The 17,561-nt window shown below is 44.1% G+C and carries 11 protein-coding genes; 9 read left to right on the forward strand and 2 right to left on the reverse strand.

Translation table 11 applies throughout. From position 1 onward, the window contains the following. Positions 1-108: 108 nt before the first annotated feature. Together AC27EZ_RS11175 and AC27EZ_RS11180 are read right to left on the reverse strand one after the other, a co-directional pair. Positions 109-2,070 carry a sensor histidine kinase gene (locus AC27EZ_RS11175; RefSeq protein WP_487135386.1) on the reverse strand — a complete coding sequence of 654 codons (1,962 nt, stop codon included), beginning with the start codon at positions 2,068-2,070 and terminating at the stop codon, positions 109-111. 250 nt (positions 2,071-2,320) lie between these two features. After that, on the reverse strand, positions 2,321-3,598 hold the full coding sequence (locus tag AC27EZ_RS11180) for a citrate synthase (RefSeq protein ID WP_421131482.1): 1,278 nt from the start codon (positions 3,596-3,598) through the stop codon (positions 2,321-2,323). Positions 3,599-4,300: 702 nt separating this feature from the next. Here AC27EZ_RS11180 and sdhC point away from each other — a divergent pair. The 9 genes from sdhC (at position 4,301) to AC27EZ_RS11225 (ending at position 17,417) form a co-directional block, all read left to right on the forward strand. Continuing rightward, positions 4,301-4,675, forward strand: a complete 375-nt coding sequence (sdhC, locus tag AC27EZ_RS11185; protein ID WP_487135387.1) for a succinate dehydrogenase, cytochrome b556 subunit — start codon at positions 4,301-4,303, stop codon at positions 4,673-4,675. Beyond that, positions 4,669-5,016 carry a succinate dehydrogenase, hydrophobic membrane anchor protein gene (gene sdhD / locus AC27EZ_RS11190; protein ID WP_421131480.1) on the forward strand — a complete coding sequence of 116 codons (348 nt, stop codon included), beginning with the start codon at positions 4,669-4,671 and terminating at the stop codon, positions 5,014-5,016. Before sdhC ends, sdhD begins: the two co-directional genes overlap by 7 nt. A gap of 1 nt (position 5,017) precedes the next feature. Next, complete coding sequence (gene sdhA / locus AC27EZ_RS11195; protein WP_487135388.1) at positions 5,018-6,790, forward strand: succinate dehydrogenase flavoprotein subunit; 1,773 nt, start codon at positions 5,018-5,020, stop codon at positions 6,788-6,790. A gap of 14 nt (positions 6,791-6,804) precedes the next feature. After that, complete coding sequence (locus AC27EZ_RS11200) at positions 6,805-7,515, forward strand: succinate dehydrogenase iron-sulfur subunit (RefSeq protein WP_421131478.1); 711 nt, start codon at positions 6,805-6,807, stop codon at positions 7,513-7,515. A gap of 175 nt (positions 7,516-7,690) precedes the next feature. Then, on the forward strand, positions 7,691-10,510 hold the full coding sequence (sucA, locus tag AC27EZ_RS11205) for a 2-oxoglutarate dehydrogenase E1 component (RefSeq protein WP_487135389.1): 2,820 nt from the start codon (positions 7,691-7,693) through the stop codon (positions 10,508-10,510). 9 nt (positions 10,511-10,519) lie between these two features. Beyond that, positions 10,520-12,019, forward strand: a complete 1,500-nt coding sequence (odhB, locus tag AC27EZ_RS11210; protein WP_487135390.1) for a 2-oxoglutarate dehydrogenase complex dihydrolipoyllysine-residue succinyltransferase — start codon at positions 10,520-10,522, stop codon at positions 12,017-12,019. 152 nt (positions 12,020-12,171) lie between these two features. Continuing rightward, positions 12,172-13,338: an ADP-forming succinate--CoA ligase subunit beta gene (gene sucC / locus AC27EZ_RS11215; protein ID WP_421131475.1), complete on the forward strand. Its 1,167-nt coding sequence runs from the start codon at positions 12,172-12,174 to the stop codon at positions 13,336-13,338. Then, positions 13,338-14,210 carry a succinate--CoA ligase subunit alpha gene (sucD, locus tag AC27EZ_RS11220; protein ID WP_487135391.1) on the forward strand — a complete coding sequence of 291 codons (873 nt, stop codon included), beginning with the start codon at positions 13,338-13,340 and terminating at the stop codon, positions 14,208-14,210. The genes sucC and sucD overlap by 1 nt, the downstream gene beginning before the upstream one ends. A gap of 390 nt (positions 14,211-14,600) precedes the next feature. After that, on the forward strand, positions 14,601-17,417 hold the full coding sequence (locus AC27EZ_RS11225; RefSeq protein ID WP_487135392.1) for a TonB-dependent receptor: 2,817 nt from the start codon (positions 14,601-14,603) through the stop codon (positions 17,415-17,417). The last annotated feature ends 144 nt before the right edge of the window (positions 17,418-17,561 follow it).

The raw sequence follows: 17,561 nt of genomic DNA on the forward strand, positions 1-17,561 counted from the left end.
CTAACGAACCGAGTGTGAGGTGCAATAAAAAAGTAGGGAAACGCTCACACGACGGACTGCTTCTACGTGCATAGCCTATTGAAACCGAACAATACTGACGGTTGGATATCAATTGCTACTGAATCGATTAGTAATAGCAGTGTCGTTATGCTTAGGTAGTGTTATTGTGAATGTGGTGCCGATGCCCAGCTCAGAATCAACGGCTATCGAGCCATTGTGGGCGTCTATTATTGTTTTTGAGATACCTAACCCTAGGCCTGTGCCTTCGCTCCCTTTTTTTAACGTAAAAAAGGGCGAAAATATTTTAGTGAGATTTTCCTCGGCAATACCACATCCGTTGTCTTTTATGTCAATAATAATATCATCGTTGTTTTCATTAATAACAACGGTAACTTCGCCATCTTTCGCGATGGATTGAATAGCATTAATGATGATGTTGAGTAAAACCTGTTCAATCTCTCCTTCGTTGCCATAAACTATTGCCTTATCGGCACGCAGTTCGTTAGAAACGGATACCATGGTTTTCTTGGACATTGACGCAATTTTCACAGACCGTTGTACGCACTGTATTACATCTAACGCCGTAAACCCTTCATCATTCGTTCGTATAAATTGTCGTAAGTTTTTACTTATGGCGCTAAGTCTTGTAAGACCGTGTTCGTTATCGTCGAAAACTTCAAGTAATTCATGTTGAATTCTCAGTAAATCTAAGCTGCCTATGCTGTCTAGCGTTTCTTCCAGCGAGGAGGCTTCGCGAATTGCTTGTAATTGTTCAATGCCGGACATAATCGTCTTTTTCAAGTACCGGTTGTTTCCTACAAGAAACGCCAAGGGATTATTAATTTCATGCGCGACACCGCTGGATAAAAAGCCCAGTGATGACATCCTATCGGCGATGAGTAGTTGTTTTTTGGTGTCAGCTAACTCTGCTTCCAATTTACCATTTTCAAGTTTTTTTGCCTGAATCGCTATTTCCTGATGTTGAGCGATACTTAAGCGAAGTTGGTCTAAGTACGAGTCAAGAATATAGAGCTTCTGCTCACTAATCTGTGGTGTTTTGACAACAAAACAAAGCCAGCCGATAGAGTTGTCTGTGTGCCGAAAGTTGGTTGCAATAAACCAGGTGGTCACTCCGTTGAAGTGCGCTGATACTTCTTGGACTGACCATGAATCTAAAATATGTGTAGTGTAGGATGGCAGGTACTCTTCTACGATAGCTTTGAAGTTGAATGCGGTATTACGCTTGAACATTAATCCATGTTGGCCAAGGCTTCCCGAGTGGGTAAAAAAACATGCACCGCCCTCTGCAGAAATAAACTCAACACAGATACTTAAGAAACTATTGACTAACTCTAGGCCGCCTTTTCCACTTTTAAGCTGTTTTGCAGATTGAAGAAAAAACTCTATTTCTTGTTGCTTATCATGCAACTTCTCAACCGTTTGCCTTAAATCGGTACTCGCAATATAAGACTTTCTCGCATAGTCATTCAGTTGCGTTTGTGCACTAAGGCGTAAATTCTTTTCTCTCACAAGTCGGCGCTCAAGCGTGGAAATATAATCAGAACTGGGCGCCGTCGGATGCTGTTCACCCGTATTCTTGACCTTCAATTTCTGTAAGTTACCTAATACTAGGGTATTTAACATTTCTTGAGAAAGCGTACGCATTACCCAGTATTCGTCGACTAGTTCGTTAAGCGGAGGGGTGCTATGAGGTTTCAATTCAACGGCCGAACCTTCCACGTCATTATTAATAAGAATAAAACGAGTAGCACAGTGCGCTTTGCTTGATTCAATGCTATCAAACAATGCGATTAGTGAGGGTGGCGAATAGGCAGACGCATCGAGCAAAATCATTCCACGCTTACCCATATTGCTTATAGCTTCTGTCGCTTTTGATATGGTGTCTACGGTAGTGATGAAAACGTGAGGGACAGTATTTTCAATGTTTCCCATACGAACCGATAGCGACATCGCTGAATGCGCATCACCGTCGATTATTAATAGGTTACAAATATCGTCAGGCTGGACTGAATGGTAGAACGCTTGTTTAGTATCTACGCTTAGCGGCATTATCTTTTATTCCCACCTTATCAAACACGTTTTGAGGTTCTTACGAGTAAGACAAAAGCACTCCATGCTGGTAATAACTAAAAGTATAGCCTGTTAAACAAAGAAGCGCTTTGAAATACGTGTAAGTAATTAGTATTAATGACGCTATTATGAGGTGATCAGTAGTTCCATAAATAAATTTTAATCAAAAAAAAACGTACATAATGCCAAGGCAGAATGTACGTTCTTGTACCTTCAATAAAAGGTATATTTACTTTATTGGGGTATACTTTCTTTGGCTGCTTCCGGTATAAAGCTGACGAGGGCGCCCAATTTTTTGCTTAGGATCACTCATCATTTCATGCCAATGTGATATCCAACCTACTGTGCGAGACAGTGCAAAGATACACGTGAACATGTTTGTCGGAATACCGATAGCTTTAAGGACGATACCTGAGTAGAAATCAACGTTAGGGAACAATTTCTTCTCAGCAAAGTATGGGTCGCTTAATGCAATTTTTTCTAGCTCCATCGCCACTTCTAGCAATGGATCTTTTACATTAAGTTCACTTAATACTTCATGACAGCTTTCACGCATTACGGTTGCGCGAGGGTCGTGATTCTTATAAACACGGTGACCAAAGCCCATTAGGCGGAACGGATCAGCCTTGTCTTTAGCGCGCGCAATAAACTCAGGAATGCGGTCAACAGTACCAATTTCTTCAAGCATGTTTAAACACGCTTCGTTAGCACCGCCGTGAGCAGGACCCCAAAGTGATGCAACACCAGCAGCGATACACGCGTAAGGGTTAGCACCTGAAGAGCCAGCTAAACGAACCGTTGATGTTGAAGCATTTTGCTCGTGGTCTGCGTGAAGCGTAAAGATACGGTCCATAGCGCGTTCAACGGCTGGGCTAATTTGATATTCTTCAGCAGGGACTGAGAACATCATATTTAAGAAGTTAGCAGCGTAGCTTAAATCGTTACGTGGATACACGAACGGTTGGCCGATGTTATATTTGTAACACATCGCAACAAGCGTAGGCATTTTTGCGATAAGACGATGTGCACTTCGAACACGTTGTTCTTCGTTAGAAACGTCTAAATCACTGTGATAGAACGATGACATTGCACCCACCGTGCCGCAAAGCATCGCCATTGGGTGCGCATCGTTACGGAAACCATGGAAGAACATATTAATTTGTTCGTGGACCATAGTGTGGCGCGTTATCGTTGCTTTAAATTCTTCATATTCAGCTTTAGACGGCGCGTGTCCGTGTAAAAGCATGTGACACACTTCAAGGTAGTCAGCATCACGCGCAAGCTCTTCGATAGGGAACCCGCGATGCAAAAGCACACCGGCTGCTCCATCGATATAAGTGATTGCTGATTCGCAAGATCCAGTCGCCATAAAACCTGGGTCATAGGTGAAATAACCGTGCTGTCCAAGCGTGCGAACGTCAATTACGTCCTGTCCTTCTGTGCCAGACAATATAGGAAGCTCAATTTCCTTACCGCCGGCCTTAAGAATGGCTTTCTGATCTGCCATATAGTGCTCTCCTCAGAATGGTTCTGTCTGCAGCGAAAACGAACGAAAATGTCCGCTTCGTTGGGAAAAGTGGCGTAGTTTTACTTTATTTCACACATAAAAGTCAATTTAATTGCATATATGTGCAATAAATATTCTAAATTATCTTACGTGATAAACGTTGTTGATGTGTAAAAAACGTACGCTAGATTAAGGGGATAATCCCAATACCTAGCAATTATCATTGTGTTTTCGTAAAAGGTAAACTGTCAATTTACATTAATATTAGCAGCCAACGACATAAATTGTGATAAAGCTGCATAAAGTTTATACGTATAAAATTAAAAGCACGTAACTTATCTAGCAAAGCCGTAGTCATAAACTACGAGTGCTGCTACACTTTTCGTGTTGATAAATACTGTCACAAAGGGCATTTGAGTTCATTTTTGATCTCATTTTTTGTCTGAACGTTATGAATTAAACGTAAAGACAGACTAAAGTCTTACAACAGCACAAAAAATTGTAATTATATAATGTGCTAGATATACTCGGCGGTGCTTAAAAAACGGAATAATTATTCTGTTAACGGCATTAAAGAATAATTCACAAATTGTTAACAACTCAATGGATGAGGCAATTAACAGGTAATAAACGAATTAACTCGCTCAGGACATAATAAATGCGGGTGATTCATTATCCCTACGGATTAAACAGGCATACATTGTGAAAAAGCAAAGACCAGTAAATTTAGAACTCAATACTATTAAATTTCCGCCCTCTGCTATTTCGTCAATTCTCCATCGTGTAACCGGTGTTGCGATGTTTTTTGCGTTACTTTTCGTTATTGGGGCATGGGCAGTTTCTATCTCATCGCCAGAAGGGTTCGCAGACGTACAAAGCATCATGAACGGTTTCCTTGGGAAATTTGTCGCAATTGGCACAGCTTCAGCGCTGACATATCATATTCTAGGCGGCCTAAGACATGTTGTTATGGACTTAGGTCACTGGGAAGAATTAGAGTCAGGTAACTTAAGTGCAAAAGCAATTATCGCACTTTGGATCGTACTGACCGTAGTATTGGGAGTTGCATTATGGTAACCAACCAAGCAAGCATTAGACGCGACGGTGTACAAGACTATGTATCACTTCGCGCTACAGCAGCAATCATTTTCGCGTACTCGGTTTTCATGGCGTGGTTCTTTATAACCACTGATAATCTTACGTTTATTGAATGGCGAGGATTATTTTCTGGCTTAGCTATGAAAGTTTTCACACTAGCAGCACTTGTTGCAATCATGATCCACGTTCGTATCGGCCTATGGCAAGTACTAACGGACTATATAAAATCAACGGGTCTTCGTGCAACACTGCAATACGTACTAAACATTATCGCGTTTGGCTACGTCGCTGTTGGTCTATTTGTATTGTGGGGAGTGTAAAATGAGTTTACCCGTTCACGAGTTTGATGCAGTAGTAATTGGCGCTGGCGGCGCAGGTATGCGTGCCGCTCTACAGATTTCACAATCTGGTAAATCATGTGCACTGTTATCCAAAGTATTTCCTACCCGTTCACACACTGTGTCAGCACAGGGTGGTATTACCGTAGCACTTGGTAATTCACACGAGGACAACTGGGAATGGCATATGTATGACACCGTTAAGGGGTCAGATTACATTGGCGACCAAGACGCCATTGAATATATGTGTAAAGAAGGTCCTGAAGCCATTATTGAAATGGAAAACATGGGCCTACCGTTTTCGCGTTTCGAAAACGGCAAGGTATATCAGCGTCCATTCGGTGGTCAGTCTAGAAACTTCGGCGGCGAACAAGCAGCACGTACTGCAGCAGCGGCAGACAGAACTGGTCACGCGCTTCTACATTTGCTTTATCAGCAAAATGTAAAAAATAAAACAAAAGTCTTTTCAGAATGGTATGCACTAGATCTAGTGAAGAACCAAGACGGCGACGTAGTTGGTTGTACGGCGATTGATATTGAGTCTGGTGAAGTCGTGTACTTTAAGTCACGCGCAGTTGTGCTGGCTACTGGTGGCGCAGGTCGTATATTTGCTTCTACCACCAACGCGCACATCAATACCGGTGACGGTGTCGGTATGGCACTTCGCGCAGGCGTTGCAGTTCAAGATATGGAAATGTGGCAATTCCACCCAACAGGTATTGCTGGTGCAGGTACGCTTGTAACAGAAGGTTGTCGTGGTGAGGGTGGTTACCTTCTTAATAAAGACGGTGAACGCTTCATGGAGCGCTACGCGCCAAATGCTAAAGATTTAGCAGGTCGTGACGTTGTTGCTCGTTCAATGATGACAGAGATCCGCGAAGGCCGTGGTTGCGATGGTCCGTGGGGACCACACATAAAGCTTAAGCTTGATCACCTAGGAAAAGACGTTCTTGAGTCACGCCTACCAGGGATCCTTGAATTGTCTCGTACCTTCGCTCACGTTGACCCAGTAAAAGAACCTATTCCGGTTATCCCAACCTGCCACTACATGATGGGTGGGATTCCAACGAATGTTGACGGGCAGTGTTTGACGGTTGATGAAAACGGCAAAGACCAAGTAGTAAATGGGCTATTTGCTTGTGGTGAGATTGCATGTGTATCAGTACACGGCGCAAACCGCTTAGGCGGTAACTCATTACTTGATTTAGTTGTATTCGGTCGCGCAACAGGCCTGCATCTTGGCAAAACACTTGCTGATATGGCGCCTACACGTGATGCTTCTGAATCTGACCTTGAAGTGGCAATGTCTCGCTTCAACCGGTGGGAAAACTCAGAAAAAGGAAAGGGCGAAGACCCTGTCCAAATCAAAAAAGACATGCAAGAATGCATGCAGCTCAACTTCTCAGTATTCCGTGAAGGTGAAGCAATGGCTGAAGGTCTTAAGCAACTCGGTGAAATCCGAGAGCGCTTACAGAGCGCCCGCCTTGATGACAAGAGCTCTGACTTCAACACTCAACGTATTGAATGTTTAGAACTTGATAACCTAATGGAAACCGCGTACAGCACAGCAGTAGCAGCGAATTTCAGAACGGAGAGCCGTGGTGCACATAGCCGCTTCGACTTCCCAGATCGTGATGATGACAATTGGTTATGCCACAGTGTCTACGATCCAAAAACTGAAAAAATGCTTAAACGTGATGTAAATATGTCGCCGAAGCTTAGAGAGGCATTCCCTCCTAAAGCGCGTTCATATTAAGAGAGGCTTCGATCATGCAATTAGAATTTTCGATATACCGATATAACCCAGATGTTGATGCAAAACCACGCATGCAAGACTACACTCTAGAAGTAGAGGAAGGTCAGGATATGATGGTTCTCGATGCGTTGCTTGCTCTTAAAGAACAAGACCCAACGTTGTCGTTCCGTCGTTCATGCCGCGAAGGGGTTTGTGGTTCAGATGGCGTAAACATGAACGGTAAGAACGGGCTAGCCTGTATTACACCGTTGTCTGCGCTTGGTAAAGGGAAGGTTGTTGTTCGTCCACTTCCTGGTCTGCCGGTAGTGCGTGACCTTGTAGTAGACATGACCCAGTTCTACACGCAATACGAAAAAATTAAGCCGTTCTTAATTAATGACGGTAAGCAGCCGCCAGCGCGAGAGCATCTTCAGTCTCCTGAAGAGCGCGCAAAGCTAGACGGTTTATATGAATGTATTCTGTGTGCATGTTGTTCAACGTCATGCCCATCATTTTGGTGGAATCCTGACAAGTTCATCGGCCCAGCTGGATTGCTACATGCATATCGCTTCCTAATTGACAGTCGTGATACTGCGACTGATGAACGTTTAGGTGAACTAGATGATGCATTCAGCGTATTCCGTTGCCACGGTATCATGAACTGCGTAAGTGTCTGCCCTAAAGGTTTGAACCCGACAAAGGCAATTGGACAAATCAAGTCTATGCTTTTACAACGGGCTGTTTAGTACTATAGTCTGATAACTTCTGAAGTTACAGATTGCGATGCTCTAAATAGCCATCCAATAGGGATGGCTATTTTTTTATGTAATCGCTGTTATAACACTTGGTTATGTCGAGAATAACCTTATAATACAATCTGATTGTTAATAGATTTTTTTAAAACGTAGCAAGGCAAATTAAATGCAAGAAAGCGTGATGAAAGCGTGGTGGGATTCCTCGCACATGGCAGGTGCCAACGCTGCCTATGTTGAAGAGTTGTACGAAGCGTATTTGGATGATCCGCAAAGCGTGTCCGATACTTGGCGTCAAATCTTTGATAATCTTCCTAAGGTTGATGGTGTCGAACTAGAGTCGAACCATACTGCAATTAAAAATCAATTCAGACAACTTGCTGCGTTAGGGCCTACAGCCCGCATGTCAAGTGCACCTGCAAATAGCGAAAGCGTTTCAGACGATAGGCAAGTGAAGGTACTTCAGCTTATCAATGCGTTTCGATTCCGTGGTCATCAACATGCTAATCTCGACCCGCTGGGTTTGTGGCAGCAACCACGTGTACGCGATTTAGAGCTTTCTCACCATAATCTTTCCGAATCCGATTTTGACAGCGTGTTTAACGTTGGTTCTTTCGCTATTGGTAAAGATTCTATGTCGTTGGGCGAATTATTTACGTCCCTTAACAGAACGTATTGTGGGTCGATTGGTGCTGAGTATATGCACATCACCGATACTGACCAAAAGCGCTGGTTGCAACAAAAAATTGAATCGGTGCAAGCTAAGCCAGAAATTTCAAAAGATGAAAAGCTTGGCATTCTTAAAGGGCTAACAGCCGCTGACGGTATGGAAAAATACCTCGGTGCTAAGTTCCCAGGTGCCAAGCGCTTCTCACTTGAGGGTGGTGATGCCCTTGTACCTATGCTTAAAGGGTTAATAACCAAAGCGGGCGCTGCGGGTACGAAAGAAGTTGTTATTGGTATGGCCCACCGAGGCCGCCTAAATGTGCTCGTTAATGTACTTGGTAAGAACCCTTCTGTATTGTTTGATGAGTTTTCAGGCAAGCATGATGATTCGCTAGGTGCCGGTGACGTGAAATACCACGCTGGTTTTTCTTCTGATTTTGCTACTCCAGGTGGCAACGTTCACTTAGCGTTGGCATTCAACCCATCGCATTTAGAAATCGTTAATCCAGTGGTGATGGGCTCGGTAAGAGCGCGTCTTGCTCGTCGCAACGATGATACAAATACCGTTTTACCTATCACTATTCACGGTGATTCTGCAATTGCGGGGCAGGGTGTAGTGCAAGAGACGTTTAATATGTCTCAAACCCGTGGCTTTGCTGTTGGTGGTACGGTTCGTATCGTCGTAAACAACCAAGTTGGTTTTACGACATCGAAGACAGAAGATACGCGTTCAACCCAGTATTGTACTGATATCGCAAAGATGGTTCAGGCGCCTATCCTGCATGTGAATTCTGACGATCCTGAAGCAGTAGCGTTCGTTACTGAACTTGCATTAGAGTATAGAAATAAATTTAAGCGTGACGTCGTTATCGACTTAGTATGTTACCGACGTCATGGACACAATGAAGCTGATGAGCCAAATGCGACGCAGCCATTGATGTACCAAAAGATTAAGAAGCACCCGGTACCTCGCGTTATTTACGCCGACCAACTTATTGCTGAAGGTGTTATTGAGCAGCGCGATGCAGACCGGTTCTTAGAAGAGTATCGCTCTGCGCTAGATCACGGTGCGTGCGTGGTAGAAGAGTGGCGTCCAATGACAGAACACAGTGTCGATTGGTCACCGTACCTTGGCCACGACTGGGATACGCCATACGATGGCTCGCTCAGCGTAGAAAAATTAAAAGCGTTAGGCGAATCAATTACGTCTTACCCTGAAGAGCATAAACTTCAGTCTCGCGTTAACAAGCTTTATCAAGACAGAAAGGCGATGGTAGCTGGCGAGAAGAAGCTTGATTGGGGTATGGCTGAAAACTTGGCCTATGCCACTATCGTTGATGCAGGCGAAGATATCCGTATTACTGGGCAAGACTCGGGACGCGGTACCTTCTTCCATCGTCATGCTGTACTGCATAACCAGAAAGATGCGTCTACTTACATGCCACTTCAGCATATTCGTGAAGGCCAAGGTGAAATAGAGATATACGACTCAGTGCTTTCTGAAGAAGCGGTAATGGCATTTGAGTACGGTTTTGCAACCGCAGAACCGTCATGTTTGACGATTTGGGAGGCGCAGTTTGGTGATTTCGCGAATGGCGCACAGGTTGTATTCGATCAATTCCTAAGCTCGGGTGAAGCTAAATGGGGGCGCTTATGTGGCCTTACTATCTTGCTTCCACACGGTTATGAAGGGCAAGGTCCAGAACATAGTTCTGCACGTCTTGAACGTTTCTTACAAATGTGTGCTGACCATAACTGGCAGGTATGTGTTCCGTCTACTCCTGCGCAGGTTTACAACATGTTACGTCGTCAAGTCGTACGTCCAATGCGTAAACCGCTTATCGTTATGTCACCTAAATCACTATTACGCCATCCTTTGGCCGTTTCTTCTTTGGAAGAACTGGCAGAGGGTAAATTCTACAACGTTATCGACGAAGTGGATGACATCGACGCGAAGAGTGTTAAGCGCGTTGTAATGTGTTCAGGTAAGGTTTATTACGACTTGTTAGATCAACGCCGTAAGAATGAACAAAATGATGTGGCTATTGTGCGATTAGAGCAGCTTTATCCATTCCCTCAAGAGGAATGCGCGAAAGTTGTCGCTAAATATAGCCACGTTAAAGATTGGGTTTGGTGCCAAGAAGAGCCGCAGAATCAAGGCGCTTGGTATTGTAGCCAACATCACTTCTGGCAAGCGATTCCAGAAGGCGCAAAATTATCATATGCAGGGCGTGAAGCATCCTCGTCACCTGCAGTAGGTTATGTATCCGTTCACAACCAGCAACAAAAAGCACTGGTTGAAGACGCACTCACTATTAAATAAGGAACAGTAATGACAATTGAGATAAAAGTTCCGGTTCTACCTGAGTCAGTTGCCGATGCCACCATTGCAACCTGGCACGTTAAGGCCGGTGATGCAGTAAAACGAGACCAGAACCTGGTTGACATTGAAACTGATAAAGTTGTGCTGGAAGTTGTAGCTCCAGCTGATGGAACGATTGGTGAGATCCTAAATGAAGAGGGTGCAACGGTTTTAGGTGAGCAAATTATTGCAAAACTTGAAGAAGGCAAGGCAGGCGCTTCTGCATCTAGCGCTTCTCCTAGTGCAAGTGCTGACAAAGCACCTGCTGCGCAAAGTTCTGGTAAATCATCAGAGATAAAAGTGCCTGTGCTTCCAGAGTCTGTTGCTGATGCAACTATTGCCACTTGGCATGTTGCTGTCGGCGAACCGGTAAGTCGCGATCAAAATCTTGTAGATATTGAAACTGACAAAGTAGTGCTTGAAGTTGTGGCACCTGCAGATGGTTCGTTGTCAGAAATTATTGCTGAAGAGGGTGCAACGGTTACCGCTGAGGCAGTAATCGCGAAGTTTGTTGAAGGTGCGGTTTCTAGTGCGTCTGCTCCTGCTGCTGATGACTCTGATGACGGTGAAGAAGGCAGCGATGCGCTTAGCCCTTCTGTTCGTCGTTTACTTGGCGAGAAAGGTGTTGATGCGTCTAAAGTTAAGGGTACGGGCAAAAATGGTCGTATTACCAAAGAAGATGTAGAAAAATATCTGAAAGGTGGTAATAGCTCGACTACTTCTGCGCCAGCTACCGATGATGCAGTCGCTGCAGAGTTACCAACGGGTACTCGTACTGAAAAACGTGTTCCTATGACACGTCTTCGTAAAACCATTGCTAACCGTCTTCTTGAAGCTAAGAATTCTACTGCTATGCTTACTACGTTTAACGAAGTAAACATGAAGCCAATTATGGACCTTCGTAAGCAGTATCAAGATAGCTTTGAAAAACGTCACGGTATTCGCTTAGGGTTTATGTCTTTTTATGTGAAAGCGGTCACTGAAGCGCTTAAGCGTTTCCCTGAAGTCAACGCGTCAATTGACGGTGATGATATCGTTTATCATAACTATTTCGATATTTCTATCGCGGTTTCAACGCCTCGCGGTCTTGTTACGCCGGTATTGAAAGATACTGACACGCTTGGTATGGCCGGTGTGGAAAAAGGAATTAAGGAACTTGCATTGAAAGGCCGTGATGGAAAGCTAGCGTTGGCTGACCTTCAAGGTGGTAACTTTACCATCACTAACGGCGGTGTATTTGGTTCACTAATGTCTACACCAATCATTAATCCGCCGCAAAGCGCTATCTTGGGAATGCATAAAATCCAAGATCGTCCAATGGCGGTTAATGGCAAAGTAGAAATTTTACCAATGATGTACTTGGCACTTTCCTACGATCATAGAATTATTGATGGTAAAGAGTCTGTAGGCTTCTTGGTAACAGTAAAAGAGATGCTAGAAGATCCAACACGTCTACTATTAGACGTATAAGACTTTCGTCTCACGTAATTGTGGTTGAGAGCGCGATTTGTGTAAACTTAACGCGCTCTCGATACAACGCTGATATTTAGCCTAAAATATCAGCCAAACTAATCAAGTCGCGAAAGCGGCTTTTGTCTTACTAAAAATCGGATAGAAACACCATGAATTTGCATGAATACCAAGGTAAGCAGCTATTCAAAGAATACGGCTTGCCTGTTTCTGAAGGATACGCAGCAGACACTCCTCAAGGTGCTGTAGAAGCTGCCGACAAAGTTGGCGGAGAAGAGTGGGTAGTAAAATGTCAGGTACACGCGGGCGGTCGCGGTAAAGCTGGCGGTGTAAAGCTAGTTAAAAACAAAGACGACATTCGCGCGTTTGCTGAAAACTGGCTTGGCAAAAATTTGGTGACATTCCAGACTGACGAAAATGGTCAGCCTGTGAGCAAAATCCTTGTTGAAACATGTACTGATATCGCAAACGAATTGTACCTTGGTGCAGTAGTTGACCGCACAACCCGACGTGTTGTGTTTATGGCATCTACTGAAGGTGGCGTTGAGATAGAAACTGTTGCTGAAGAAACACCTGAAAAAATCCTTAAAGCTGAAATCGACCCAATCGTTGGTGCTCAGCCTTACCAAGCGCGCGAAATGGCGTTTAAACTTGGTCTTTCTGGTGTACAAATCAAGCAATTCACAAAGATCTTTCTTGGCCTAGCTAAGATGTTCGAAGAGTTGGATGTAGCACTAATCGAAATCAACCCGCTTGTTATCAAAGATGATGGTGATCTTCACTGTCTTGATGCAAAAGTTGCTATTGATGGTAATGCGTTATACCGCCAACCAAAAGTAAAAGCGATGCAGGATCCTACACAGGAAGATGCACGTGAAGCTCACGCAGCAGAATTTGAACTTAACTACGTTGCATTAGACGGTAACGTGGGTTGTATGGTTAACGGTGCAGGCCTAGCAATGGGGACGATGGATATCGTTAACTTGCATGGCGGTAAGCCGGCTAACTTCCTAGATGTTGGTGGCGGCGCGACAAAAGAGCGTGTTGCAGAAGCATTCAAAATCATCCTTTCTGACGACAACGTTTCAGCTGTTCTAGTTAACATCTTTGGCGGTATCGTTCGTTGTGACATGATTGCTGAAGGTATCATTGGCGCGGTTAAAGAAGTTGGCGTTAGTGTTCCTGTTGTTGTTCGCCTTGAAGGTACAAACGCAGAGCTTGGCCGTGAAGTTCTAGCGAACTCAGGTCTTGATATCATTGCTGCTGAGTCGCTAACTGATGCAGCTGAGAAAGTTGTTGCTGCTGCGGAGGGCAAATAATGTCAGTATTAATTAATAAAGATACCAAAGTAATCTGTCAGGGTTTTACTGGTGGTCAAGGTACTTTCCACTCAGAGCAAGCGATTGCATACGGTACGCAAATGGTTGGTGGTGTAACACCAGGCAAAGGTGGTACTGAGCACTTAGGTCTTCCAGTATTCAATACAGTACGTGAAGCAGTAGAAGCAACTGGCGCTACAGCAACGGTTATCTACGTACCTGCTGCATTCTGTAAAGATTCAATCGTTGAAGCTGCCGATGCTGGCATCGAGCTAATCGTTTGTATTACTGAAGGTATTCCTACGCTAGACATGCTTTACGTGAAAGAATACGTAAATGCAAAAGGCGTTCGCATGATTGGTCCAAACTGCCCAGGTGTTATCACTCCGGGTGAGTGTAAAATCGGTATCATGCCTGGTCACATCCATAAGCCTGGTAAAGTTGGTATTGTTTCTCGTTCTGGTACGCTTACGTACGAAGCGGTTAAGCAAACTACTGACGAAGGTTTTGGACAATCTACGTGTGTTGGTATTGGTGGCGACCCAATTCCTGGCTCTAACTTCATCGATATTCTTCAGTTGTTCCAAGACGACCCTCAAACAGAAGCTATCGTTATGATTGGTGAGATTGGTGGTACAGCAGAAGAAGAAGCTGCTGAATTCATCAAAGCTAACGTAACTAAGCCTGTTGTATCTTACATTGCGGGTGTAACTGCACCTGAAGGTAAGCGTATGGGTCACGCAGGTGCAATCATTGCTGGCGGTAAAGGTACTGCAGATGAGAAGTTTAAAGCATTAGAAGATGCGGGCGTGAAAACGGTTCGCTCTCTTGCTGAAATCGGCAAAGCACTTCGCGAGACTACTGGTTGGTAATCTCGTTAGTCGTATTCAAAAAGCCCGCATTTATGCGGGCTTTTTTTATGGCCTTCAAACGCTTACCCACCTGTTTTCGACTCATGTATTTTTATGTTAATCCTTGCTTTAAAGATGGTTTCCTAACCTTTTTTGTTTACATTTACTTTCTTATTTTTGTAATTAATTTACGCCAATTAGCCTGTAAGCCCCGATTTAAAAGCGTTTTTGTTGTTAAATTACGTGTTATTTTTTTTGCTTAATGTTAATGGGGTGTTGCATTAATTTTATTGAATACGTATGCAAGCAATTGTGCAAAAGGTGTGTCGTCTATAGCATTACGGTCATCAAATACACTGTCATTATAAAAATAATAAGACTACTCCAATAACCGTATGGGACACCCGTTTTATGAAACAATTTAAACCCAATCTTATAAAAGCTGCGCTTATTACTGGTGGCGTTGCGTTTTCAAATGCCCAAGCATTTGCGCAAGAAGCTAACGCTGATGCTATTGATGAAGCAAATCTAGAAGTTATTCAGGTAAGCGGCATTCGCGGGAGCTTGCAACGCGCTCAAGCTATTAAGATGGACAGTACGTCAATTGTTGAAGCGTTATCTGCTGAAGACATTGGTAAGTTGCCAGATACTAGTATTGCTGAGTCAATCGCACGCCTTCCTGGTGTAACGGGTGAGCGCCGTAATGGACGAACGAGTGGTATATCGGTTCGTGGTTTCAATGAAAACTATGTTGGTACGTCATTAAACGGTCGTGAACTTTTAGGGATGGGCGATAACCGTGGTGTTGAATTTGATTTATACCCAACAGAGATAATCTCTAATATTTTAGTTTATAAAACACCTGAAGCGGGAATGACCACACAGAATATTGGTGGTTCAATCGACTTACAAACCATTAACCCGTTAACTGCATCAAGCACGTTTACGGTAAATGGCTCATTTGAGAAGAATGCTGAAGATTCTCCAAACCCTGATTTCGACAATAACGGTCACCGCATCTCATTAAATTATGTTGATCAGTTTGCTAACGATACCATCGGCTTGGCACTGACCGTTGCAAGCATGGAGTCGCCACGCCAAGAACAACATTTCCGCGGTTGGGGTTATGCAGATGTCAACACCGGTAGTGATCGTCGCGCAACCGATACCGTTGATGTCCCAGCGGGTACGGTCGTGCTAGGCGGCACAGATTCGTTCCAACGTTCAGCCATGTTAGAGCGTGATTCATTTGCAGCTGTTGTAGAATGGGCACCAACAGATAAGCTTAATGTTCAACTCGACGCGCTTTATATTGATTTCGTAGAAGAAGATACCCGTCGTGGACTAGAAGAGGGCGGCGCTGAGTGGGGTACGGGTGCTTACACCATAACGGGTGTTGAAGATGGTTTAGTGACGTCTGGCTTTACTGATGGGTTCCACAGTGTGGTAAGAAACGATGCTCGTCGTCAAGATGCAACGCTATCGACGGTAGGTATTCACGCTGAATATCAAATTAATGATGAATGGACTGCAGAGTTTGATTACTCAACCGGTTCAGTTGAAAAAGAAATCATTGATGTTGAGAGCTATTCTGGTGTTGGTCGTGCAGGGATAGATGGTCGTCCACTTTCTGCGCGTAGTTGGGAAATGACATCAACAGGCGCGGTATATTCAGATCATCCGACAATCGCACCGGTAGATTTGACTGACCCGAGCATTATCCGTTTAGCAGGTCCACAAGCCTGGGGCGCGCCACCACTACTTCAACCAGATGCACAAGATGGCTTTGTCAACCAGCCAACGTTTGATGAAGATCTTGATACGTTCCGCTTCGACCTTAACGGGTTTGTTGAGTGGGGTGTAATTAATGGGGTATCGGCGGGTGTTATCTATTCTGACCGTAGCAAAACAAAAGAAAATAACGGTGCTTATCTTACCGCTCCTAGCTACCCTGGTGATGCATCAATCCCTGAGGTATTAGGCGTAGTTAACCTTGATTTCATAGGAATAGATGGCGTTCTAGCTTACGACTCGCTTGGGCTTTACAACAGCGGATATTATACCGTTAGCGATGCACGTTTAGTTCAAAACGACCGTTTAGGTGATAGCTATACCGTTGATGAAGAGCTATTAACGTTATACACCAAACTTGACCTTGAGATGGAACTGGGTGACATCTGGATCCGAGGTAACGTTGGCGTTCAAGTGGTTAATGCTGATCAGCAATCTACCGGTTTTTCTACAACGTCTGATGCTAATGGATTTACGGTTGCCGTTCCGGTAACGGGCGGAGCCGATTACACAGATGTGTTACCCACATTAAACTTATCTGCCGAAGTGAAAGAAAATCAGTTTGTACGTTTGGCATTAGGCAAGGTTATCTCACGTCCACGCATGGATGATATGCGTCCTAATACGCAGGCATCGTTTGCATTTAACGATAATCAAATTGTTAGCACAGACCCTAGAAATGGCCCGTGGGGTGGAAGCGCAGGTAACCCTGAATTACGTCCTCTTGAATCAAATCAATTCGATTTGGCGTATGAGAATTACTTCGCCGATACCGGTTATGTTGCTGTGTCTTTCTTCTTTAAAGACATTAAGAACTGGCACCGTGATACTAGCGTCATCACTGATTTTTCTGATGTTTATATTCCAGACCTTCACCAAGGTTCTCAAGGCCAAACGCCGGGTACATTCCAAGGTTCAGTAGGCAGTGTGTTAGACGGGTTTGAAGGTTTTGTTCGTGGTTATGAACTTCAAGGTTCATTACCGGGTGAGCTGCTTCATGACTCACTAGAGGGCTTTGGACTATTCGCTAGTGCAACGTTTATGGACGGTAAAGTTGACCCTGCGCCAGGCCAAACGGAAACACGTATTCCAGGTCTATCGGAAGAGTCATATAGCATGACATTCTTTTATGAAAATAAAGGGTTTGAATTCCGTGTTGCTGCAACCAAGCGCGATCAGTATTTAACAGAAGAGCGTGGTCTGAGTTTGGCATTGGTTGATGCCACTAAACAAGGCGGTACGCTCGTTGATGCGCAAATCGGGTATGATTTTAGTGAATCTGGCATTGAGTATCTTGAAGGCTTGCGCGTAACCCTTCAAGCGCAGAACTTAACGGATGAAGACGACATTCAAGCATCAAGCACCGATGCACGTCAAATCACCCAGTTCCAGCGTTATGGTACTAACTATTTACTAGGCTTTAACTACAAGTTCTAAGCTTCAGGTAACGAAAAAAGCCGCTTATCACGCTGCACGGTAGTGCAGACTGAAAGTGGCTTTTTTATTATGTACTTGATAGGTTATCACTGCCTATCGAAAATGAGTGACAGGTATGGGCAACACGCCATATCTTTATGCTTG

It is taken from the genome of Alteromonas sp. 4NH20-0056, assembly GCF_057539655.1.

Coding starts and splice junctions, on each gene's coding strand:
- AC27EZ_RS11175 (WP_487135386.1), bottom strand. CDS start 2,070: ATGCCGCTAAGCGTAGATACTAAACAAGCGTTCTACCATTCAGTCCAG.
- AC27EZ_RS11180 (WP_421131482.1), bottom strand. CDS start 3,598: ATGGCAGATCAGAAAGCCATTCTTAAGGCCGGCGGTAAGGAAATTGAG.
- sdhD (WP_421131480.1), top strand. CDS start 4,669: ATGGTAACCAACCAAGCAAGCATTAGACGCGACGGTGTACAAGACTAT.
- sdhA (WP_487135388.1), top strand. CDS start 5,018: ATGAGTTTACCCGTTCACGAGTTTGATGCAGTAGTAATTGGCGCTGGC.
- AC27EZ_RS11200 (WP_421131478.1), top strand. CDS start 6,805: ATGCAATTAGAATTTTCGATATACCGATATAACCCAGATGTTGATGCA.
- sucA (WP_487135389.1), top strand. CDS start 7,691: ATGCAAGAAAGCGTGATGAAAGCGTGGTGGGATTCCTCGCACATGGCA.
- odhB (WP_487135390.1), top strand. CDS start 10,520: ATGACAATTGAGATAAAAGTTCCGGTTCTACCTGAGTCAGTTGCCGAT.
- sucC (WP_421131475.1), top strand. CDS start 12,172: ATGAATTTGCATGAATACCAAGGTAAGCAGCTATTCAAAGAATACGGC.
- sucD (WP_487135391.1), top strand. CDS start 13,338: ATGTCAGTATTAATTAATAAAGATACCAAAGTAATCTGTCAGGGTTTT.
- AC27EZ_RS11225 (WP_487135392.1), top strand. CDS start 14,601: ATGAAACAATTTAAACCCAATCTTATAAAAGCTGCGCTTATTACTGGT.